Annotated in this window: 15 protein-coding genes and 1 pseudogene; 7 read left to right on the top strand and 9 right to left on the bottom strand. The window is 64.1% G+C overall.

Annotation, left to right across the window (positions count from 1 at the left end; genetic code table 11):
* Positions 1–5 precede the first annotated feature (5 nt).
* A complete protein-coding gene (locus ACSQ89_RS17245; protein ID WP_436292791.1) occupies positions 6–341 on the top strand; it encodes a hypothetical protein in 336 nt (111 codons plus the stop codon).
* Between the two features lie 35 nt (positions 342–376).
* Here the strand turns inward: ACSQ89_RS17245 and ACSQ89_RS17240 are convergent, their stop codons facing one another.
* From ACSQ89_RS17240 to ACSQ89_RS17205, 8 genes are all read right to left on the bottom strand, one after another.
* Positions 377–754 carry a PH domain-containing protein gene (locus ACSQ89_RS17240; RefSeq protein ID WP_436292792.1) on the bottom strand — a complete coding sequence of 126 codons (378 nt, stop codon included), beginning with the start codon at positions 752–754 and terminating at the stop codon, positions 377–379.
* A 161-nt stretch (positions 755–915) separates the two neighbouring features.
* Positions 916–1,584, bottom strand: a complete 669-nt coding sequence (locus tag ACSQ89_RS17235) for a GMC family oxidoreductase N-terminal domain-containing protein (RefSeq protein ID WP_436292793.1) — start codon at positions 1,582–1,584, stop codon at positions 916–918.
* A gap of 431 nt (positions 1,585–2,015) precedes the next feature.
* Positions 2,016–6,425 (bottom strand): LamG-like jellyroll fold domain-containing protein, encoded by a 4,410-nt coding sequence (locus tag ACSQ89_RS17230; protein WP_436292794.1) that lies wholly within the window; start codon positions 6,423–6,425, stop codon positions 2,016–2,018.
* Positions 6,426–6,573: 148 nt separating this feature from the next.
* A complete protein-coding gene (locus ACSQ89_RS17225) occupies positions 6,574–7,431 on the bottom strand; it encodes a class I fructose-bisphosphate aldolase (protein WP_436292795.1) in 858 nt (285 codons plus the stop codon).
* A gap of 43 nt (positions 7,432–7,474) precedes the next feature.
* Entirely contained in the window at positions 7,475–8,455 is a 981-nt protein-coding gene (locus tag ACSQ89_RS17220; protein WP_436292796.1) for an aldo/keto reductase, read from the bottom strand.
* Positions 8,452–9,483: an ABC transporter permease gene (locus tag ACSQ89_RS17215; protein WP_093111765.1), complete on the bottom strand. Its 1,032-nt coding sequence runs from the start codon at positions 9,481–9,483 to the stop codon at positions 8,452–8,454. Before ACSQ89_RS17215 ends, ACSQ89_RS17220 begins: the two co-directional genes overlap by 4 nt.
* On the bottom strand, positions 9,480–11,006 hold the full coding sequence (locus ACSQ89_RS17210; protein ID WP_436292797.1) for a sugar ABC transporter ATP-binding protein: 1,527 nt from the start codon (positions 11,004–11,006) through the stop codon (positions 9,480–9,482). The genes ACSQ89_RS17215 and ACSQ89_RS17210 overlap by 4 nt, the downstream gene beginning before the upstream one ends.
* Positions 11,003–12,049, bottom strand: a complete 1,047-nt coding sequence (locus tag ACSQ89_RS17205; RefSeq protein ID WP_436296301.1) for a substrate-binding domain-containing protein — start codon at positions 12,047–12,049, stop codon at positions 11,003–11,005. The genes ACSQ89_RS17210 and ACSQ89_RS17205 overlap by 4 nt, the downstream gene beginning before the upstream one ends.
* A gap of 486 nt (positions 12,050–12,535) precedes the next feature.
* On the opposite strand from ACSQ89_RS17205, the gene ACSQ89_RS17200 reads away from it, so the two are divergent.
* The 3 genes and pseudogenes from ACSQ89_RS17200 to ACSQ89_RS17190 all read left to right on the top strand — a co-directional run.
* Entirely contained in the window at positions 12,536–14,302 is a 1,767-nt protein-coding gene (locus tag ACSQ89_RS17200) for a glycerol-3-phosphate dehydrogenase/oxidase (RefSeq protein ID WP_436292799.1), read from the top strand.
* A gap of 100 nt (positions 14,303–14,402) precedes the next feature.
* Complete coding sequence (locus tag ACSQ89_RS17195; protein ID WP_436292800.1) at positions 14,403–14,687, top strand: GntR family transcriptional regulator; 285 nt, start codon at positions 14,403–14,405, stop codon at positions 14,685–14,687.
* 69 nt (positions 14,688–14,756) lie between these two features.
* Positions 14,757–14,909 (top strand): annotated as a pseudogene (locus ACSQ89_RS17190) (UTRA domain-containing protein); the annotation flags it as partial.
* Positions 14,910–14,993: 84 nt separating this feature from the next.
* On the opposite strand, the gene ACSQ89_RS17185 reads toward ACSQ89_RS17190, so the two are convergent.
* A complete protein-coding gene (locus tag ACSQ89_RS17185; protein WP_436292849.1) occupies positions 14,994–16,583 on the bottom strand; it encodes a GMC family oxidoreductase in 1,590 nt (529 codons plus the stop codon).
* A 506-nt stretch (positions 16,584–17,089) separates the two neighbouring features.
* Between ACSQ89_RS17185 and ACSQ89_RS17180 the strand changes: the two genes are divergently transcribed.
* From ACSQ89_RS17180 to ACSQ89_RS17170, 3 genes are read left to right on the top strand one after another with little or no spacing between them, the layout of a single operon-like run.
* On the top strand, positions 17,090–18,577 hold the full coding sequence (locus tag ACSQ89_RS17180; protein WP_436292801.1) for an FGGY family carbohydrate kinase: 1,488 nt from the start codon (positions 17,090–17,092) through the stop codon (positions 18,575–18,577).
* Positions 18,574–20,337, top strand: coding sequence for a glycerol-3-phosphate dehydrogenase/oxidase (locus tag ACSQ89_RS17175; RefSeq protein ID WP_436292802.1), 1,764 nt, complete (start codon positions 18,574–18,576; stop codon positions 20,335–20,337). The genes ACSQ89_RS17180 and ACSQ89_RS17175 overlap by 4 nt, the downstream gene beginning before the upstream one ends.
* 19 nt (positions 20,338–20,356) lie before the next feature.
* Positions 20,357–21,097: a GntR family transcriptional regulator gene (locus ACSQ89_RS17170; RefSeq protein ID WP_436292850.1), complete on the top strand. Its 741-nt coding sequence runs from the start codon at positions 20,357–20,359 to the stop codon at positions 21,095–21,097.

Raw genomic sequence — 21,097 nt, 5'->3', positions numbered from 1 at the left:
CCCGCATGGCACTCCCCCACGCATCATCCGGTCAGGTCGTGAATCTCGGCGCGCTCGACGTGCAGGCGGCGGAGACCTGTGCACTCCTGAAGGCCGGCGACATCGAGATCATGTGGCTGGTGCTGCCGGCCGGCAAGCAGGTCCCGTCGCACGCCGTCTCGACGTCGATGACCTTGCAGTGCATGCGCGGAAGGGTCGAGGTGCAGTTCGACGGCAGCGTGAAGCTGCTCGAGGCCGATCAGGTGATGTACCTCGCCGGCGGCGTGCCGCACGGCTTGCATGCGCTGGAAGACACCAGGCTGCTGATGACCATCGTGCTGCCGGCCAGCCGCACCGACTGAGTCGGAGCGTGGCGCCCCGTCTCGCGAGGCTCAGCTCACCTGAGCACGTAGCTCGCAAGCACGCTCTGCACCTCGTAGATGCTGAGCTTCTTGTTGAACTGCTTCTGGATCGGAGCGACCGTCCCCGAGATCCATATCTTGAGCTCGGCATCGAGATCGAAGGTACCGGCGGTCTCGACGCTGAAGTGCGTGATGCTCTTGTAGGGAATGGAGTGGTATTCGACCTTGCTTCCCGTAATGCCTTGCTTGTCGACCAGGACGAAGCGCTTGTCGGTGAACACGAAGTAGTCGCGGATGAGCTGGTAGGCGTGCTCGACCACTTCCCCTTTCGCCAGGATCTGGCTGAACTCCTGCTGAATCTTTGCAGGGTCGATCTTGGCTGCGTTGCCAAGCATTCCATCAAGTAGTCCCAAGGTTGCTTCCTTCCAAACTCGTTCAATACACGCGACCGTCGCCGGTCTTTAAGAGCTGCGCGGGGCGCAGCGCGTGGGTAATGTAGTGGGTGGGGCGCACCGCCGCGGAGCCACCCTCCCTACGCAGACGGTCGAGTCTGATGCACGCTTCGCGATCCTACTCAAGAAGAACAACGAATCGCGGTCATCCCAAGAATCGGCCGTCGATTCGATCGCGCATTCCGTAATATCGCGTTGCCAAGGCCACGCCAAGGTGGCGAAACGCGTGGAATGCGAAGCTCTTCATGTGTCGGCTTCAACGCCATGTCCGCGACGTTCATGCCGAGAAGCCGTTGCCCAAGCAGCGAGCCGATCGCTGTGGAAATGGCGATGCCTCGTCCGTGCACCGCCCGCGCGCTTCCCTGGCGCAACACGACGCCGATGGCGCGCTGGCCTTCGAACAGCACCTTCAAGACTGTCGCCCGCGATCGGATTTGAAGGTTCGGTCTTCGCTCTGCAGGCTTCAGGTACGCCCGGGAGGCGCTCCAGCGCACGCCTCCGTGGATGTGGGCTTGGGCGATGTGGAGGCCTTCCTGGTTCCGCGCGTTATGGTCCGAGGCGAGCGGGAATCCGGCCTGCTCGCCCGCGCGGAGAAACTGGTGATAGAGCGGGAAGTCGGCCTTGCACCGGGAGACTTGCAACGGACCTTGGTCACCACGCCATTCGCTTCCGCCCTCCGAGAAGGTCTCCATCTTCTTGAAGTACGGCAGGCAGTCGCTCCAACTCCAATCGGAGAGCCCGTTCTGGGCCCAGCCGTCGTAGTCGAGCGGATTGCCGCGGTTGAAGATCATCGTGTGCGGCCGGGTCCAGCGTTGCCTTGGTGCGCGTCCTTTCAGGCAGCGACCGGCTTGGTCGCTCGACAGGCCAAGGAAGGCTCTAGTCAGCGATCCTCAAGATCGGAAGACGCAACACAATCGCTGATGTTAGAAACATCAACTGGTTGCACGTCAGAGCCCGCCGCTGTTTTCCCTGATGTCCGTGCAGCCGCTGTGCCTGTCGTCGATGAGGAAGGAGCACCCGCCGAGGACTGAGGAATGGATTTGACAGGGGAGGAGCTTTCCCCACCTCCGCCACCTCCACATCCACTTGTGAAAATAGCGACACATAACATGACGGTCTGCAACCAGTTCTTTCGAAAGATCATCGTTTCGACCTCTTTCACAATGGGTGAACAGACCATCTGAATACCTCTCATCTATTCAATGTCGATTGCCAACCCTGTTCACTGCGCAGCAGTGCTGGTCGGCGACGAAGAAGGTGGCGCAGTCGAGCCAACACTCGCATCATCTTTAGGTCCATCCAGGGACCGAAGATATTCGACCAGCGCATCCGAATCTGCAGGCGACAAGTTCGGTGCATTGCTATTTCCATGACCGGAGACGATCAGATCCTTTGTCGTTGCCTTCTGGCCATTGTGGAAACTGGACGCATTGCTCCAGATCCCATGCAAAGTTGGCGTGTCGAACCCTGCACCGGCGAGTTTCTTGCCACTGCCTTTGCCCGAGCTGGGTTGAATAGTCCCTACATCGTGCCGTTGTCCATCACGCATAGCGAGACCGGAATGGCAAGTGATGCACTGCAGGTCGCCGAATAGTTTCTTACCTTGCAGGGCCGTCACGCTCAAAGCTCCATCGGCGTTGCGTACCGGACTGCGCATGTACTTGTCGAGCGAAGCAAGGTATGCAGCCAAATCGTCCAGCTCGGGGCTCTTGCCGGCCTTCCGTGCTCCCAACGGGTCGGCCGTGACCTCGAAGTCCGCTCTAGTCATGAAGCCATCCCCCCCGAACTCCCGACGAATGTCGTTCTCGAAGTCCTGGACTTCATCGAAGTTGGCACTCCAATGCAGATTGCCATGGCCCAGCCCGGCACGCCCTAGCAGAGAAATGGTGCGGCGCATGCCTTCACCGCGCTGAGTGAAGTCCCATACCATCCCGTCATCTCCGCCATCCACATGACAACTCGCGCATGAGATGTAGCTTTCGTTGGACATGCGGATGTCGCTGGCGTTGTAGAAGAGCTTCTTGCCGCGCAGCACGGATGCCTTCAACGGCTCGGTCGCGACTGTTGAAACGTAGTGAAGCAACGGAGCGTCAGCGTTCTTACCGGAGTAGATCGTGCTCACGTCATACGCAGATACCGAACGATCGAGGAAATTGTTGGTGAACAACAACTTGCGCTCAGCATCGATGTACAAGCCATGCGGCGTACTCCGCATCCGAGTGATCTGAGCCCCCCGACTACCGCTGTAGGCATCGGCGACCGTTACCGTATTTCCCTCCATCTGGGCAACGAAAACGAAGTCGCCCAATGGCGAGAAGACTGCCGCTCTCGACGGCGGCTGATTGTCGAAGTCGATCTGACTGGCGGGGAGGTCTTCACCCTTGGCAAGGTCCACCTGATTGAGCACGGAGCGCACCGTTTTATCGTGATCCAGCTTCCGGCCGTCTCGGCACTGGCCGCGCAGAATATTGTCTTTCTTAGAAGGCAAGACCGCGCGCAAGCCATCTGGCGAGATCACGACCTGATGCAGGTAGTTGGGAACACCGCGCGCACCTGCTTCGGTATCAACGGTTGCGGTATCGACCCGCAGCACAATCGTGCGTCGAGTATTCATCCCGGCCAGATCGACCTCGTACAGTTCACCCCCGCTGCGTTTTGACTTGAAGCGCGTGACATAGGCCGTTCTGGCATCCCCCGTCACAGCGATGCCGCGGCCGCCGCCGGGTGGTAGATCGAGGGAGCTGCGCCTCTCACCTGTTGTCGGATCAAAGCTGATGAGCTTGGACTTGCTCTCCAATGTCAGCAACCCCATTACGCCGCCCGGCGCGAATACCACGCTATGCGGCCCGCTGCCGTAGTCCAACGCGACGGTAGTTGAAACTGCACCGGTCACCGCATCCAGTGCGACCAGCTTGTCTTCGCCCTGAACCGCCACCCAGACGCGTCCATCCGGCCCCACAGCCACAGTACGCGGCTCCTCCCCGACGCGGGTCTCCCACTTCTTGACGAGCTTCCGGGGATCTCGCGCATCCACCGCCGCTACTGTTCCGCTGTCGGAATTGACGCTGTAGATGTAGGCTCCACGGCCCGTGATGTTCGTGCTGTGCACGGGTGCATTGGCAGTCAAAGGAGCAGTCACAGCCAACACGAAACTGTACCGAACTTCCACCCCATCACTCTGTTTAACGGTCAAGATCACGCTGTAGTGTCCGGGCCGATTGAACAAGCGCGTGTACTTCGGATCGCTGGAGAACGGCGTACTTTGCCCATCGTCGAAGCGCCAGCTGTACTGCGCACCCTTGCCCCCCATCAACGGAGGATCGAACGCCACTTCATTGCCATAGAGCACGGGTTTCATCCCCAATTGTCCGATCACGACCTGCTCGTTCATCTTCTTGACCTCGGCGTCGGTCAGCACCCGGTCGTAGACACGCACATCAGCGAGCTCACCCTTGAACCAGTCCGGACTGTCTTGAAGTTGACCTAGAAACTTGAACTTGTTCTGCAGCCCCATCGCACCCTTGACCCCACTTCCGGTGAACTTGGTACCGTCGACAAACATGGTCATCGCGCCGGAGCTGGAATCGCGTGTCATGATCACGTGATGCCACTTGCCGTCATTGATCGGTGAACCCGACTTGACACCCGGATTGGTCTGCGAGTGGTTACCCACCGTCAGCCTCAGGTCGCCCTTGCCGTCGATCCAGCCCCAGAAAACATCATTGTCGGCAGCCGCCTGGTCGCGCCCGAAGATGCCCGGCGCCAGCCATTGGCTGTCGACTCCTTTCTGCGAGGTCTTCATGTAAAAGCTCACCGAGGCGGTTCCACCGAGGGTTGTGGCCGCAGAGTCGCTTTGCAGCGGGATGCCGCCGGCACGCGAACTGAAATCCATACCAATGCGTCCATAGACATCCTGACCATTCGTGGGGATGCCGTTGTTCTTCCCAATGGTGTCGTCCAAGCTCCCATTGAGCGGCCAGTGGTTGACCATCCCTGCATCGACCGCACTGCGGGTCGTAAAACTGAAGGTGTAGTCTTCCACCAAGGCGTTCCCGGCATAGTCCTTCAACCCGCCTTTCCTGAGTACCACCTCGTAGGTCGTTTCCAGCTTGAGCGGCTCCTTGGGCGAGAAGTTGATGATGCCGAGCTGGGCACTGTAGAAGCCTTCTATCGCCGGACTCTCCCCGACAGAGGGCTTGGGTGGTTTGACACGGACAATGAAGTTTTGAGCATTTACGGTCTCGGGCCGGATGTTGTCAGTCAGAGCTATGCCGATACGCGTAGTCAGCGCTGTGTTCTTCTCGTCGGCACGTGGCGAGATCTGACGTACCTTTGGCGCTGTCGTATCGGGGCCGGTCGCATGCGGCATGAAGCCGCTACCGTTGCCATGGTCGTTGCCGACATACACCAGGTTCCCCAGGAAAGTCACCTGGCCATGGTCTGAGTGGTCTCGCTCCGTCTTATCCTCGAACAGGCTTCCAGAACCAACCTCCTTGTAGTTCTTGGGGTCGCGGACATCGATCTTGTGAATATAGTGTTGCGCTCCCTGCATCACGTAGTCGTCCTGCGTAGCGCAATACAACTGCTGATTGATGACCAGCGCGCTGTTCTCGAGAACGATGTTGTTGCGATCACTGATATCAAGGGTGTGCATCTTGGCGCCATCGTTGCGCATGGAGCCATGGACCTTGACGCCATCGAAGCAGGTCGCATAGTAGAAGGGCAGCGCCCCTTTCGTAGCGAGCAGCCGGGGATTCAGCGGGTCGGAGATGTCCAGGCTGGATATGCCCTTGTCGGTCGCCTCCATGGAAGTGATCACCATGTGATTGCCCATGGTGAAGATCGGCCCCACATTGAAGCTTCCCAGTTCGCTCGTAGGCACAGGATTGGGACGGCCTTGGCCTCGATCGGCGTACTTGGGATTGGCCGGATCACTCGCATCGATGATGTGGATCCCATCGTCCGATGACGCGACATACACATAGGGTGCCTGCCACCAGAGTTGCCAGCTCACATCGAAGTAGTCCCCGGCATTCACGCCCTTGAGTTCGAGGCGCTTGGTCGGCTTGATATCTTCGATGTCCGTGAAATCCCAGAACTCGATGCCCGTGATGCTCGGGACGACGACGTACACCTTGCCCTTGATGGTCGACGTGCCGATCGCGTGCGACTCCCGGAACTGGCTGGTCTTACCCTCCGGTTCATAGATCTTCTTCTTCAGCTTGATCTTCTGCGGGTCCGAGACGTCATACACCAGAAATCCTCCTGGCCCACCCCCGCTGTCAGGCGTGAACATGGTGACGAAGTAGCCATTGAGCATCAGGCCCACGTTGGTACCAAAACGCTTTGCCGTCTTGTACTTGTTGGGCACATCTCCGCCTTCACTATCCCGGACCATGTAAAGCGGCTTGAACAGCTCCTCCTTCTTGAAGGAATGGTTGCCAAGACCAGGCCCCTGGGGGATCTGGGGAGAGGCCCGGTCGAGCTGATTGGCGAGATCAGTGAAGGCTGTCAGTGCGCCAGACGCCATGTTGGCGACCGTTGTCACCGGATTCGTGCCGGTGATGCCGGCATGGGTCAGCAGGCTTACAAACACCAGCAGGATCACCGAGGTCAACTGTCGGATCTTCATTCTTGCCCCATTTCTTCTTGCGCCGTTGACACCCGTTCTTCAATCAACTTCGTCTCGATCAACTGCGCGCTGTCGAGAATGATCATTGCCTTCTCGAGCCGGCTTTTCGCCTCTGCGCAAAGCGGCCAGCGCTACTTTGCTTTCAGGTTCACTCTTGGGATACGCCGCCGGATTCGTAGATGTCCCAGGCCGCCTCGGCGCTCGCGCCGCGGTGGATCATGGCCATCAGCGCACTGACCACCGCTGACGGATTGGCGTGCTGGTATACGTTGCGTCCATAGACCATGCCGACGGCGCCCTGGTCCATCAGCACGCGCGAACGCGCGAACACCTGCCGCAGGTCTTCGCGCCCGCCGCCGCGCACGAGCACGGGGCAGCGCGCGGCCTGCACCACGCGGTGGAAATCCGGGGGGTCGCTGGTCGGGTCGGCCTTGACGATGTCGGCGCCCATCTCGCGCGCGAGGCGCACCAGCGTGACGATCTTCTCGGCGTCGCCGTCGACCATGTAGCCGCCCTGGTCGCTGTGCGGGCGCATCACCAGCGGCTCGATCATCAGCGGCATGCCGTAGCGGTCGCAGTCGGCGCGCACGCGCGCAATGTTCTGCACGCACTGGCGGAACAGTTCGGGCTCGTTCGGCAGCATGAACAGGTTGACGACCACGCAGGCCGCGTCGCGCTGGATGGCTGGCAGCACCGGGTCTTTCTCGTTCTGCAGCACGGCCCACATCACGCGGTGCGCGGTGGCGTTGTAGGGGTTGCCCATGTCCAGCCGCATCACGAGCGCGGGTTTGTTGCTTCCCGGGCGGTCCTGCAGCAGGTCGGCCTGGCCGTAGTTGAGCTGGATCGCATCGGGCGCGGCGGCCACGAGCTTGTCCATGACCTGGGGCATGTCCTCCAGGCCGTTGAGGAACGAGGGCTCGTTGCACACCCCGTGGTCGAGTGCGATGTCCAGGCAGCGGCCGTTGTTCAGCAGCCGGTTGAGCCGCGCGTCTTTGTCCTTCGACATGTGGAAAGAACTCCTTGTTGGCAGAAATGAAGTGAGGAGGGTGTCAGGCGAGCGCGACCAGGTGGCGCTTCGCCGCGGCGTCGATCAGGCGCAGGGCGTCGTCGCCCAGTTCGACCGAGCCGGCGCCGGCGTTTTCAATCGCCTGCTGGCGCACGCGCGCGCCGCACAGGGCCACCGAGACGGTGCCGCGCGCGATGGTCCAGGCGATCATCAGCTGGCCGAACGAGCAGCCGAGCCGCGCGCGCAGCGGGTCGAGCTCCTCGAAGAAGGCCTTGAGCTTGGAGCGGTTGGCCTCGTTGAAGCGCGGGTTGGTCGCGCGCTGGTCGTCGCCCTTGAACTCGCGTTCGGGATCGATGGGGCCGGCGAGCAAACCAAGCGCCAGCGACGAGTAGCCCAGCACCGCGACGTTGTGCTCGCTGCACAGCGGTGCCAGCGTGGTCTCGATCTCGCGGTCGATCAGGCTGTAGCGCTCCTGCGCCGCATCGACCGGGCCGTAGCGCAGGTACTCGGCGAGCGTTTCGGGGCTCACGTTGCTGACGCCGATGGCGCGGATCTTTCCCTGCTTCTTGAGCTCGAGCAGCGCGTCCATGGTTTCGGCCACGGGCGTGGTGCTGTCCTGCCAGTGCGTGATGTAGAGGTCGATGTAGTCGGTCTGCAGCCGCTTCAGGCTTTCTTCGGCTTCATGGGAGATCGATTCGCGGCCGAGGTAGCGGTACACCGGGTGGCCGTCTTCCTCGAAGAAGTGCGTTCCCTTCTGGGTGTGCCAGACCAGGCCGCACTTGGTCGCGATCACGGCCCCGTGGCGGCGCCCCCTGAGCGCGGTGCCAACGATGCTTTCGGAGCGGCCGAGGCCGTAGGCGGGCGCGGTGTCGATCAGGTTCACGCCCGCGTCCAGCGAAGCCTGGATCGCATTGACGGCGCCCGCGTTGTCGCCGCCGCCCCACATCCATCCGCCCATGGCCCAGGTGCCCAGTCCGATGGCCGAGCATTCGATGCCGGAAGGACCCAGCGTTGTCTTCTTCATCGCGTTGTCTTTCTCGTGTTCAGGAGGTGGTCGATGGTCACGGCGGCGAGCAGGATCAGGCCCTTGATGACGTCCTGCCAGTAGGGCGACACGTCGAGTAGGATCAGCGAGCTGGTCACCACCGACAGCAGTGCGAGGCCAAGCACCGCGCCCAGCACCGTGCCGGAGCCGCCCTTGAGACTGGCGCCGCCGATCACCGCGGCGGCGATCACGTTGAGCTCCATGCCCATGCCGAAGGTCGGCGTGGCGGCGCCGAAGCGGGCCGTGTAGATCACGCCGGCCAGGCCTGCCGATGCCGAGCACAGCACCGTGACCCAGAACTTCACGCGTCCGACGCGGATGCCCGAGTACAGCGCGGCCTTCTCGTTGCTGCCCGTGTAGAACACCCGGCGCAGCAGCGTGGAGCGGCGCAGCACGAAGTCGCTCACCACCACGATCAAGAGGAAGATCAGGATTACCGCCGGAATGCCGAAGAGCGTGCCTTGCCCGATGAACTTGAACTCGCCCGGCAGCGAGAACAGCGATTGCGGCGTGCCCTGCGTGAGCGCGAGGCACAGCCCGCGCACGATCACCATGAAGGCCAGCGAGGCGATGAAGTGATTGAGCCCGATGCGCGTCACGCAGCCGCCGATCATGGCGCCGATCAGCCCGCTCGCGCCGATGGCCACCAGGCTCGCGACCCACGGGTCGACGCCCATCAGGAAGAGCTTGCCCGTCACCACCATCGCGAAGCAGACCACCGAGCCGACCGAGAGGTCGATCCCGCCGACAATCAGCAGGATCGTCATGCCGACCACCACGATGCCTTCGATGGAGAAGGACAGCAGCATCGCGCGCACGTTGTCCCAGGTGAGGAAGTAGGGCGATGCGAAGCTCATCGCCACGCACAGCACCGCGATGATCAGAAGAAGCCCTGCTTCGCGCATGCTCGTCAGTTTGTTCGGTAGCTTCACCGGGTCTCCTGTGCGACGGGGTTGGACGCCGGCCAATGCCGTGCCCCCCGCGCCGAGTCTCGATGGAAAGTTCATGCCATCTCCTGTTCGCAGAGTCCGGAGGCGAGCCGCAGCAGGGCTTCCTCCGTCATTTCGTTCGGTTCCAATTCGCCCGCCAGCTTGCCGTCGCGGATCACCAGGGCCCGGTCGCACAACCCGATGATCTCGGGCAGCTCCGAAGAGATCACGATGACGCCCACGCCCTGGTTCGCGAGCTCGCGCAGGATGTGGTGGATCTCGGACTTGGCGCCGACATCGACGCCGCGTGTCGGCTCGTCCATCAGCAGCACCACCGGCTTGGTGGCGAGCAGCTTTGCGATTGCCACCTTCTGCTGGTTGCCGCCCGAGAGGCTCGACACCTCGATGGCGACGCCGTCCGATTTGAGGTTCAGCTTCGCGCCGAGCTCGCGGGCCAGCCGGTGTTCGGCCGAGCGCTGCAGCAGCCCCCAGCCGGAGCTGACGCGCCGCAGCGCCATCGACGACACGTTCTGTGCGATCGGAAGGTCGAGGAACACGCCGGCTTCCTTGCGGTCTTCGCTCAGGTAGGCGATGCCTTCGCACAGCGCGTCGCTGTACTTGCGGATCGTGAGCGCCTTGCCGCACAGGCGCACCGTGCCGCGTTTCGCGAGGCGCAGGCCGCACACGGTTTCGGCCAGCTCGCTGCGTCCGGCGCCCATCAGCCCGGCGATGCCGAGGATCTCGCCGCGCTCCAGCGCGAAGGAGACGCCGTGCACACGCTCGCCGTCGGCGATGTCGGTCACTTCGAGCACGGGCTCGGAGGACCCGGTGGCGGTCTGCTTGGGCGGGTAGTAGTTGCCGAGGTCGCGCCCGACCATGCGGCGGACCAGTTCGTCCGGCGTCATGCCGGCCAGCGGGCCGCAGTGCACGTTGCGCCCGTCGCGCAGCACGGTGACACGGTCGCCGTGCGTGAGGATCTCGGCCATGCGATGGCTGATGTAGATGATGCCGATGCCCTGCGCCTTGAGGTCGTGCAGCACGCGGAAGAGCGCAGCCGACTCGTTGTCGGTCAGCGCGGCCGTGGGCTCGTCGAGGATCAGCACCTTGCAGTCCAGCGTGAGCGCCTTGGCGATCTCCACCAGTTGCTGGCTCGAGATGCTCAGGTCGCGCACCAGTGCGCCGGGGTCGATGTCCTGCCCCAGCCGCCGCAGCGCCTTGCCGGCCCGCTCGTTGAAGCTGGCGTAGTTCATCCACGCCTGCTTGCCGGCGTTGATCTCCGGCATGAAGATGTTCTCGGCCACGGTCGCGTCGGCGCACAGGGCGATCTCCTGGTGCACCAGGCCGATGCCCAGGCGCATCGCATGCGCCGGGCCGTCGATCACGACCTTCTCGCCGTTCAGGACGATGTCGCCTTCGTCGGGGCGGTGGATGCCGTCGATGATGTTCATCAACGTCGACTTGCCCGCGCCGTTCTCGCCGCACAGGGCGTGGATCTCGCCGGCCTGCAGCGAGAAGTCCACGCCCGAGAGCGCGCGCGAGGCGCCGAAGCGCTTGCTGATGCCGCGAAGTTCGAGCAGCGAAGAAGAGCCCGCAGCGCTCACTCGCCGATTCCCTTGGTGCCGCGGCGCGCGAGGTACTTGCCCCAGTAGAAGTCGTCCGCGTTCGCCTTGCTGACCACGGCGAGGCCGTTGTCCAGGAAGGGCACCGACATCGGGTTGGCGCCGTTGCGCTTGGCGTCATTCATCGGATCGATGAGCGACGGGTTCTTCGCCAGGAACAACATCATCATCCCCATGTAGCCCTGCATGCCCTGGTTCGGGTTGATGGAGCCGAACACGTCGCCCGACTTGATCATGTCGAGGATCTTGGCGTTGACGTCGCAGCACATCACCTTGATGTTCTTCTTGGTCTCGACCTTGGCCTGCGCCGCGCCGAGTGCCGAGTTGGCTTCGGGCATGAACAGCGCACCCAGGTTCGGATTGGCCTGCGCCAGGCTCAGCACCGCCTGGTAGGCCTTGTTCGGGTCCTGGTTGCTGGCGGCGCGGCCGACCAGCTTCATGCCCGGGTGCTTGGTCGTCATGCGGTTCACGAAGGCCGCGATGCGGCGGTCGTGGTTGTCCTGGCCCGGGTTCTCCAGCACTGCGTATTCGCCCTTGCCGTTGAGCGAGGTCGCGATGGCGTCGGCCGCCTGCGTGCCCTCGCGGTCGTTGTCCGAGGTGACGAAGGACGTGCGCTTCGAGTTCGGCGAGTCGGCCGCGAAGGTGACGACTGGGATGCCCATCGCCGCGGCGCGGTTGATCGGCTCGATGAACGGATCGGGGTTCATCGGGTGCAGCAGGATGCCCGCGGGCTTGCGTGCCAGCTCCTGCTCGAACGATGCCAGCTGCTTGTTGACGTCGTACTCCGGCGTGCCGGTGTAGCGGGTGCGAACGCCCAGCGTGCGGCCGAGCTGTTTCATCATTTCGTAGACCGGAAACCAGTACTCGACGCCCGACACCATCACGTTCATCACGTAGACGTCGCTGGCATTGCCGCGCAGGCCGGCGCCCGCCGCGGGGGCTGCGGATTGCTGTTGCGCGAATGCGCTGGCGCCGGCCAGGCCGATACCGGCGGCAGCTGTGGACCTCAGGAAATTACGCCTCATTCTTTGTCTCCTTACGTTGGCTGGAAGAGCTTGCGACCCGCTGTTCAAGCAGATCTTTGGGATCTCGGTGTCACGATTGCTGTTATGACAGGCTAGAATGTACACTTGGCCCGTTTATCTCGATAACTAGGGGAAACGCTACTGGAGATGAGTTTTGTTCCTCAAAGCTGTTATGACATGAAGCCAAACATACTGATCATTGACATGGGCTCGAGCAGCGCTGAAGGCGCTGGCACCGGAGGCTGGCAGTGGCCGCACGCTGGCGACATCCGGCCTCGCAGTGCCGCGTTCGCGTTGGCCCCGCCGGCGAATGCGAGGTGGGTGCGCAAGCGATCCACGCCGTCCGGTCGGCCCTTTGCTCGCGCCGTGTGACCAGATCGCGCCGGACGCGGCCAACGCGGCGGCGCACACGGATTTTTATCTTGCCCTCAACGAACTGGTCGACCGCATGTCGCCCACGTTCACCTACCTATCTGGCGAAATCCAATGAAGCATTCCGATCTGCCCTTCGAGCGCCCGGCGTCTCTGTCTGGCCGGCATTTCTCGACAGTGATAGTCGGCGCGGGCATCAACGGCGTGGGCGTGTTCCGCGACTTGTCTCTCCAGGGCGTAACCTGCCTGATCGTGGACAAAGGAGACTTCGGCGCCGGCGCAAGCGGTGCACCGTCCCGCATGATCCACGGCGGTTTGCGCTATCTGGAGAGCGGCGACTTGGCGCTGGTGGCGGAATCCACCCGCGAGCGCAACCTGTTGTTGCGCAACGCACCTCATCTGGTTCAACCGCTTAAGACGGTCGTGCCCCTGGCGAGCCGGTTTGGCGGCTTGTTGAGCAGCGCGCTCAGATTTGCCGGCATGAAGCAGGCGCCGCGCACGCGAGGCCTGTTTGCTGTCGCGTTCAGTTTGCGTCTGTACGACTTGCTGGGGCGACGGCAGCGCGTCATGCCGGGACACCGGATCGACCATGTGCAGCCCCAGGATCGCACCTTGTTCCGCTCGACCGTGCGATGGCTTGCGACCTACTTCGATGCCTGGATTAGACATCCCGAGTGGCTCATTCTTGAATTGATCGCAGATAGCCACCGCGACCAACCTCAGTCCAGAGCTGCGAACTACTGTCGGCTCGTGGGCTGCGAGGGAAAGTCCTTGACGCTGTGCGACGAGCTGACCGGCGAACGGATACAGGTCAGCGCCGATACGGTGGTCAACGCCGCGGGAGCCTGGCACGACCATAGCGCGGCCGCGCTGGGCGGCGCGGGCTCGCGCGTGATGGGCACCAAAGGCTCTCACCTGGTACTCAAACATCCCGCGCTGCGCGATGCGCTCGACGGCCGAATGGCCTATTTGGAGGCGGCGGATGGCAGGGTATGCATCGTCTATCCCTTTCTCGACCGGGTGCTTGCGGGGTCCATCGACATACCGGTGGATGACCCGGATCAGGTCGTCACCGAACCAGACATCGACTATCTGCTTGGCGTTTTGCGCGAACGTTTTCCGCGCTTGAGCTTCGATCACGATGATGTGGTGTACACCTTTGTCGGCGTGCGCCCCCTGGCTCGCTCCGGCGCCGACAAGCCCGGGCAGATCTCGCGCGAACACTCGGTGCTCGTCGATCCGTCAAGTGCGACGCGCGCGATCCCCCTGGTTCGCCTCGTCGGCGGAAAGTGGACGACGTTCAGGTCACTTGCACAAGAGGCGACGGACGAGCTCCTGCGGCTGCTCGGGCGCCCCCGGATCGGGTCGACCGAGGAATTGCCCATCGGCGGCGGGGCCGAATGGCCTACCGATCCGCTGCAAGCAGATCGCTTTGTCGAATGGACGATGGCGGTTTCCGGTGTGAGCCGCCGGCGGGCTTCGGAGCTCACGACCCGCTATGGCTCGAAGGCGCTTGTGCTGGCTGAGCGCTTCGCCGCGAATGGCGATCTGCCGCTGCGACACGCGCCCCACTACTCGGCCTCTGAGATCCGCTACCTTTGCCTTGAAACGGGCGTGGTCCACCTGTCCGATCTGGTGATCCGCAGAACGCTGCTGGCCATACGCGGGGAAGTCACCGATGGCATGCTCGCCGAGATCGCCGATCTCGCCGCCCAAGCCCTGGATTGGGACGCGATCCGTCGAAACGAAGAACTGCGGACCTGCGGTACCACCTTGCGAGATCGGCACGGCGTTCGGCTGGCCGCAGAACACTCTCCATCCCGAATCGACGGACGAAGCACCCTGGACCCGCGCACCAGCATTCGCCGAAATCTGCCATGAACAACCCGACTGGCTGTTTGCCGCACTCGATCGCAACTCCCCATCCCCGCTGCGGACCCAGTTCAGGGATGCCGTTCGCGTCCAGATTCTGGGCGGCAAATTGGAGATCGGTGCCAAACTCCCGTCCGAGGCCGAGCTCGGCGAGCAATATGGCATCTCGCGCATCGTCGCGAGAGAGGTGCTGGCTGCTCTGGTCCGAAGCGGCTCGATATACAAGATCAAAGGCCGTGGGGCCCTTGTAAATCAGCCCGCGAGCGCGACGAGGATTCGTGTCGACCGTTCTCGGTTTCTCCGACGAGATGTGGAGCGCAAGGGGCGCTCGGTGCGCACTCAGGTGTTAGGCCAAGAACTGCGTTTGCCGCACGAAGACGAAGCGCGTCACTGAGACTGACCGAAGGGATGCAGGGGGTTGCATAAGTGCCTGCGCAGTGTCGATGGCGAGCTGTGATTGCTTGTGGAAACGGTCGTGCCTGCCGACCAGGCGCCCAGCCTGCACCGCATCCGGTTGGAAGCTCGATCCCTCTACGACGTGCTGCGACGGCAGTACGGGCTTCGCATTGTTCGGGCCGAACGGTGGATCGATGCCGCGGTGCCTGACGCATCAACCTGCGCCCTTTTGAATCTGCCCGAACCCGAGGCCCTGCTGCGCACTCGCTCCATAGCCCTTTGCACATCGTCGCGGGAGAACGCTTCACTCACGCGCATCCGCCCGAACCCACCCGGCCGCCTTTTCTGCCATCATCAAAGTCGGGCTGTTGGTGTTGCCGCTGGTGATGGTCGGCATCGCGCCGGCGTCGACAACGCGCAATCCGGCGATCACGCCACCGCGTCCGTCGCGCACGCGCAGCCGCGAATCCAGCACCGCCATCGGATCGCTGTCAGCGCCCATCTTGGTGGTGCCGACGGGATGGAAGATCGTGGTCGCGATGTCGCCGGCCAGCCGCGCCAGCTCTTCATCGCTCTGGTACTGCGTGCCGGGCTTCCATTCCTCGGGCTGATACTTTGCGAGTGCAGGCTGGGCCGCAATCCGGCGCGTCACGCGAAGCGAGTCGGCCGCCACCTTGCGGTCTTCGTCGGTGCTCAGGTAGTTCGGGGCGATGGCCGGCGCATCCTGGTAGCGATTGCTCTTGATGCGCACCGTGCCTCGGCTGGTGGGGTTGAGGTTGCACACGCTCGCGGTGAAGGCCGGAAAGCTGTGCAGCGGCTCGCCGAAGGCGTCGAGTGAGAGCGGCTGCACGTGGAACTCAAGGTTCGGGTGCTCATGCGCGGGCGAGCTGCGCGTGAACGCGCCCAGCTGCGACGGCGCCATGCTCATGGGGCCGCTGCGCTTCGTCAGGTACTCCAGGCCGATCCTTGCCTTGCCGAGCATCGACGAGGCCAGCACGTTGAGCGTCGGTGCGCCATTGATTTTGAACACGGCGCGGATCTGCAAATGGTCCTGCAGGTTGGCGCCCACGCCCGGCAGGTCGGCCAGCACCGGGATGCCATGCTGCAGCAGCAGGTCGGCCGGGCCGATGCCCGAGAGTTGCAAGACTTGCGGCGAGCCGATGCTGCCGCCGCAAAGCACCACTTCCTGCGTGGCCTGCACAGTGACCATCTCGTGGCCGTCCCACACCTGCACGCCGGTGCAGCGCTGGCTGCCATCAATCTGTGTTTCGACGATGAGCTTCGTCATATGGGCATTGACCCACATCTCGAAGTTGGGCCGGCCGTAGCAGGTGGGCCGCAGGAAGGCCTTGGCCGTGTTCCAGCGCCAGCCGTCATTCTGGTTGACCTGGAAGTAGCCCACGCCTTCGTTGCTGCCGCGGTTGAAGTCGCTGCAGTGGGGGATGCCTGCTTCCTGCGCAGCAAGCGCGAAGGCGTCGAGGATGTCCCAGCGCAGCCGCTGCTTCTCGACCCGCCATTCGCCGCCCGCGCCGTGCAGTTCGTCGGCGCCGAGGTAGTAGTCCTCGTGCTGCTTGAAGGCCGGCAGCACGTTCTGCCAGCGCCAGGTCTCGTCGCCTGTGAGCGCAGCCCATTGGTCGTAGTCGCGCGCCTGGCCACGCATGTAGATCATGCCGTTGATGCTGGAGCAGCCGCCCAGCGTCTTGCCACGCGGGTAACGCAGCGTGCGGCCGTTGAGACCGACATCGGGCTCGGTGGTGTAGAGCCAGTCGGTGCGCGGGTTGCCGATGCAGTACAGGTAGCCGACCGGAATGTGGATCCAGTGGTAGTCGTCCTTGCGGCCAGCCTCGATCAGAAGCACGCGCTTGCTTTTTTCGGCACTCAGGCGGTTGCACATCAGTGCCCCGGCGGTGCCGCCGCCGATGACGATGTAATCGAATGAGGAACTCTTGATCTCGTTGCTCACAGTAGGCTGTCTCCGGCCAGACTTCGCGCGTGCGCAAAACCTTGCCGCGCATTACTGGCCTTAAATTTTCAGTCTCGCTAGACCGGTGAAGGAAGACTCACTCGACGCCCGACACCATGACGTTCATCACGTACGTCGCTGGCATTGCCGCGCAGGCCGGCGCCCGCCGCGGGGGCTGCGGATTGCTGTTGCGCGAATGCGCTGGCGCCGGCCAGGCCAATACCGGAGGCAGCTGCGGACCTCGGGAAATTACGCCTCATTCTTGTCTCCTTACGTTGGCTGGAAGAGCTTGCGACCTGCTTTTCAAGCAGATCCTTGGGACTTCGGAGTCACTGTCGATGTTATGACAGGATGGAATGTACGCTCGGCCCGTTTGTCTCGATAACTAGGGCAAACGCTACTGGCAACGCGCTTTTATTCCGCGAAGCTGTTATGACATGAAGCCAAACATACTGATCGGCATCGACATGGGCTCGAGCAGCCTGAAAGCGCTGGCCCTCGAAGCCGGAAGCGGCCGAACGGTCGCCTTGTCCCGAATGCCCTTGCCGCACGACCGGCTGCCCGGAGGCGGTTGCGAGGTGGGCGCCGCAGCGATCCGCGCCGCGCTGACCGACGTGCTGCGCGATGTTGCCCACCAGCTCGGCCCGCGCACGGCCGAGGTTCGCGCCATGGCATGCACCGGCCACGGCGCCGGCCTCTATGCGCTCGATGCCAGCAACGAACTCGTGGGTGGCCGAGCCGTCGCATCGACCGACCAGCGCGCCGGTGCCCGTGCGCGCGCCCTGTCGGCGAGCCGCGGTGCGCGGCTGTTCGAGGACGTGGGCTGCGGCCCGTGGCCCGGGCAGCCGACGGTGATCGCCGCCGAGCTGCTGGGCGCCGATGCCGTGCGGCGCGGCGACCTGCGCCGCCTGCTGTTCGCCAAGGACTACCTCGGCTTCCTGCTGACCGGCGAGATCGCCACCGATGCCAGCGATGCGAGCACCGCCGGCCTGGTGTCGCTGGCCACCGGCGGCTGGTCGCAGGCGGCCTTCGATGCCTCGGGCCTTGCGGACCTCGGGCCGCGCACCTTCGCCCCCATCGTGCCGAGCGGCACCGTGATCGGAAAGCTATTGCCCTGCGAGGCTGCGCTGTGCGGATTGCCTGCGGGCATTCCCGTCGCGATGGGCGCCATCGACCTGCTCGCCTCGATGACCGCGATCTGCGCGGAAGGCCGCGGCCGCGCGGTGTCGGTCTTCGGCACATGGTGCGTGAACGCGGTCATCGGGCCGGTGATCGAGCCCAAGCCCGCTGTCGCTGCCATCGTGAACTTCGGCCGCAAGAACGAGCGGCTCTACATGGAGAACAGCCCCTCATCGATGGCCAACATCGCCTGGCTGGCCGGCGTGCTCGCGCTGCCCGATGCGCGCGCGGTCGTCGACCTTGCCATGACAGTGCCGCTGGGCGCCAACGGTCTGCGCTTCCTGCCTTTCATCAATGGCGGCGGGGGCGTGACAGCGGGCTTCGTGGGCCTCAAGAGCCATCACACGCGCTCGGACATGGCACGCGCCGTGGTCGATGCCGTGACGGCGCAGCATGCGCGGCACACGGCGCGCCTCGCGGCGGGCGGCCTCGCCGTTTCGGCATCGACGGTGCTGGGCGGCGGGGCGAGCGATGCGCGCCTCGTGCGCCTGCTCGCCGCCTTTCTGGGGCGACCGCTCGAGCGCTGCGCCGACGACGAGACCGGCGCACGCGGCGCCGCGCTCTATGCCGCCATGTCGCAGGGCCTCGACGACGCAGCGCACGGCAGTGCCTTGCTCGCGCCCTGCGACGTCATCGAACCCGATGCAAGGGACGCACGCGCCCATGCGGATTTCAACGCCGATTTCAACGAACTGATCGACAGCATGTCACCTGTCTTCACCCACATCGCGGGCGGTGCGCAATGAGCGCATGGCAACTGCCCTTCGTGCGCCCGGCCTCTTTGTCGGGCCGCCATTTCTCGACGGTGATCGTCGGCGCCGGCATCAACGGCGTCGGCGTATTCCGAGACCTCTCGCTGCAGCGCGTAGACTGCCTGATCGTCGACAAGGGCGACTTCGGCGCCGGCGCCAGCAGCGCGCCCTCGCGCATGATCCATGGTGGCCTGCGCTACCTGGAGAACGGCAGCTTCTCGCTCGTGGCCGAAGCCACCCGCGAGCGCAACCTGCTGCTGCGCAATGCGCCGCACCTGGTGCGCCCGCTCAAGACCGTCGTGCCGCTCGCCAACTTCTTCGGCGGCCTGATGAGCAGCGCGCTCAAGTTCTTCGGTCGCACGCCGCCGCAGCGCACACGCGGCCTGCTGGCCGTGGCGCTGGGCCTGCGGCTCTATGACCTGCTGGGGCGCCGCCAGCGCGTGATGCCGGGGCACCGGATCAGCCGCGTGGCCTCGGCGGACCGCAGCCTGTTCCGCGCGGCGATACGCTGGACCGCGACCTTCTTCGATGCGTGGATCAGCCACCCCGAATGGCTCATCCTCGAGTTGATCGCCGATGCCTGCCGCGACCAGCCGCGCTCCGCGGCCGCGAACTACTGCCGCGTGGTGGGCTGCGCGGGCAACATCCTCACGCTGCGCGACGAGATCACCGGCGCGCACGTGCGCGTCACCGCCGACACCGTCGTGAACGCCACGGGTGCCTGGCTCGACCGCAGTGCGGCGGTGCTCGGTGGTGCTGGCCCGCGCGTGATGGGCACGAAGGGCTCGCACCTCGTGCTCGACCATCCGGCGCTGCGCGATGCGCTCGACGGCCGCATGGCCTACTTCGAGGCGGTGGACGGGCGGGTGTGCGTCGTCTACCCGTTCTTCGATCGCGTGCTCGTGGGCTCCACCGACATCCCGATCGAAGACCCGGACCAGATCGTCACCGAGCCCGCCGAAGTCGACTATCTGATCGATGTGCTGCGCGAGGTTTTTCCGAACATGGCCTTCGGGCGCGACGACGTGGTCTACACATTTGTCGGCGTGCGGCCGCTCGCGCGTTCGGATGCCGACAAGCCAGGGCAGGTCTCGCGCGACCATTCGGTGGTCGTCGACCTGCCGAACGCGACACGCGACATTCCCATCGTCGGTCTCGTGGGCGGCAAGTGGACCACTTTCCGTTCGCTGGCCGAAGAAGCGACCACCGAAGTGCTGCAGCAGCTGGGTCGCTCGCGCACGGCCTCGACCGAGCTGCTGCCCATCGGTGGCGGCGCGGATCTGCCCGCCGATGCGCCGGCAACCGAACGCTTCATCGAACGGATGATGGCCGCCTGCGGCATGGGCCGCACGCGCGCGCTGAATCTGCTGAGCCGCTATGGCTCGAAGGCGCTGCCGCTGGCACAGCGCCTTGCGGCGTCGGGTGACGTGCCGCTGCGACACGCCCCCGATTACTCGGCCGCTGAACTGTCCTACCTGTGTCTCGAAACCGGTGTGGTGCATCTCGACGACCTCGTGATTCGCCGCACGCTGCTGGCCATCCGAGGCCTTGTCACCGATGCCGCGCTCGCCGAGATCGCCGGCGTCGCGGCGGAAGCGCTGGGCTGGGATACAGTGCGCGCGCACAACGAACTGTGTGCCTGCGCGACCGCTCTGCGGGAGCGCCATGGCGTTCGACTCCAGGCGGTGGCTCCCGACGCGGAACCCTCCTTCGATGCATCATTGATGATCAGCTCAGCCCTCGGCCAATCTTAAAGTGAACAGTTCCAACGACATGTCGAGCGTGCTCGACCGCACATCCGAATCACCGCTGTGGGCGCAGTTCCGCGACGCGATCCGCCTGCAGATCCTGCAGGGCGTCCTGCCCATCGGCGCCAAGCTGCCTTCCGAGGCGGAGCTCGGCGACCAGTTCGGTATTTCGCGCATCGTGGTGCGCGAAGCCCTGGCCGACCTGGTGCGCAACAACCTGATCTACAAGATCAAGGGCCGCGGCGCCTTCGTGTCGGCGCGCGAACGGGACGAGGATTTCGTCTCGACCGTGCTGGGCTTCTCCGACGAAATGGAACGCAAGGGCCGCTCGGTGCGCACGCAAATCCTCACGCAGGAGCTGCGCGCGCCCACCGAGCAGGAGGCCACCGCTCTGGGCCTCACCGGAGACGACGCTCAGGTCGTTGCGCTCAAGCGCCTGCGCAGTGTCGATGGCGAGCTGCGCCTGCTGGTCGAGACGGTGGTGCCGGCGGACCTGGCACCGGGGCTGCACCGCACGCGGCTGGACGATCGCTCGCTCTACGACGTGTTGCGCCGGCAGTACGGCCTGCGCCTGGTGCGTGCCGAACGCTGGATCGATGCGGTGCTGCCCGATGCGGCGACCTGCGAACTGCTCGCGCTGCCGCAGCCCGAGCCGCTGCTGCGCATCGAGTCGATTGCCTACGGTGCGAACGGCCGGCCGCTGGAGCACTACCGCGCGCTGCACCGCTGCAAGACGAGCCGCCTGCACGTGCAGACGACGGCCTGA

Source organism: Variovorax sp. LjRoot175 (assembly GCF_964253805.1).
Lineage (GTDB): Bacteria > Pseudomonadota > Gammaproteobacteria > Burkholderiales > Burkholderiaceae_C > Variovorax.
Note: the sequence above shows the minus strand (reverse complement) of the source record. Positions and strands in the feature narration are given on the sequence as shown.

What these genes read in the sequence shown, in the direction of transcription:
- ACSQ89_RS17215 (WP_093111765.1), bottom strand. Translation starts at nt 9,483, where the DNA reads ATGAACTTTCCATCGAGACTCGGCGCGGGGGGCACGGCATTGGCCGGC.
- ACSQ89_RS17200 (WP_436292799.1), top strand. Translation starts at nt 12,536, where the DNA reads ATGAAGCATTCCGATCTGCCCTTCGAGCGCCCGGCGTCTCTGTCTGGC.
- ACSQ89_RS17180 (WP_436292801.1), top strand. Translation starts at nt 17,090, where the DNA reads ATGAAGCCAAACATACTGATCGGCATCGACATGGGCTCGAGCAGCCTG.
- ACSQ89_RS17225 (WP_436292795.1), bottom strand. Translation starts at nt 7,431, where the DNA reads ATGTCGAAGGACAAAGACGCGCGGCTCAACCGGCTGCTGAACAACGGC.
- ACSQ89_RS17170 (WP_436292850.1), top strand. Translation starts at nt 20,357, where the DNA reads ATGTCGAGCGTGCTCGACCGCACATCCGAATCACCGCTGTGGGCGCAG.
- ACSQ89_RS17230 (WP_436292794.1), bottom strand. Translation starts at nt 6,425, where the DNA reads ATGAAGATCCGACAGTTGACCTCGGTGATCCTGCTGGTGTTTGTAAGC.
- ACSQ89_RS17205 (WP_436296301.1), bottom strand. Translation starts at nt 12,049, where the DNA reads ATGAGGCGTAATTTCCTGAGGTCCACAGCTGCCGCCGGTATCGGCCTG.
- ACSQ89_RS17245 (WP_436292791.1), top strand. Translation starts at nt 6, where the DNA reads ATGGCACTCCCCCACGCATCATCCGGTCAGGTCGTGAATCTCGGCGCG.
- ACSQ89_RS17185 (WP_436292849.1), bottom strand. Translation starts at nt 16,583, where the DNA reads ATGTGCAACCGCCTGAGTGCCGAAAAAAGCAAGCGCGTGCTTCTGATC.
- ACSQ89_RS17235 (WP_436292793.1), bottom strand. Translation starts at nt 1,584, where the DNA reads ATGATCTTCAACCGCGGCAATCCGCTCGACTACGACGGCTGGGCCCAG.
- ACSQ89_RS17175 (WP_436292802.1), top strand. Translation starts at nt 18,574, where the DNA reads ATGAGCGCATGGCAACTGCCCTTCGTGCGCCCGGCCTCTTTGTCGGGC.
- ACSQ89_RS17220 (WP_436292796.1), bottom strand. Translation starts at nt 8,455, where the DNA reads ATGAAGAAGACAACGCTGGGTCCTTCCGGCATCGAATGCTCGGCCATC.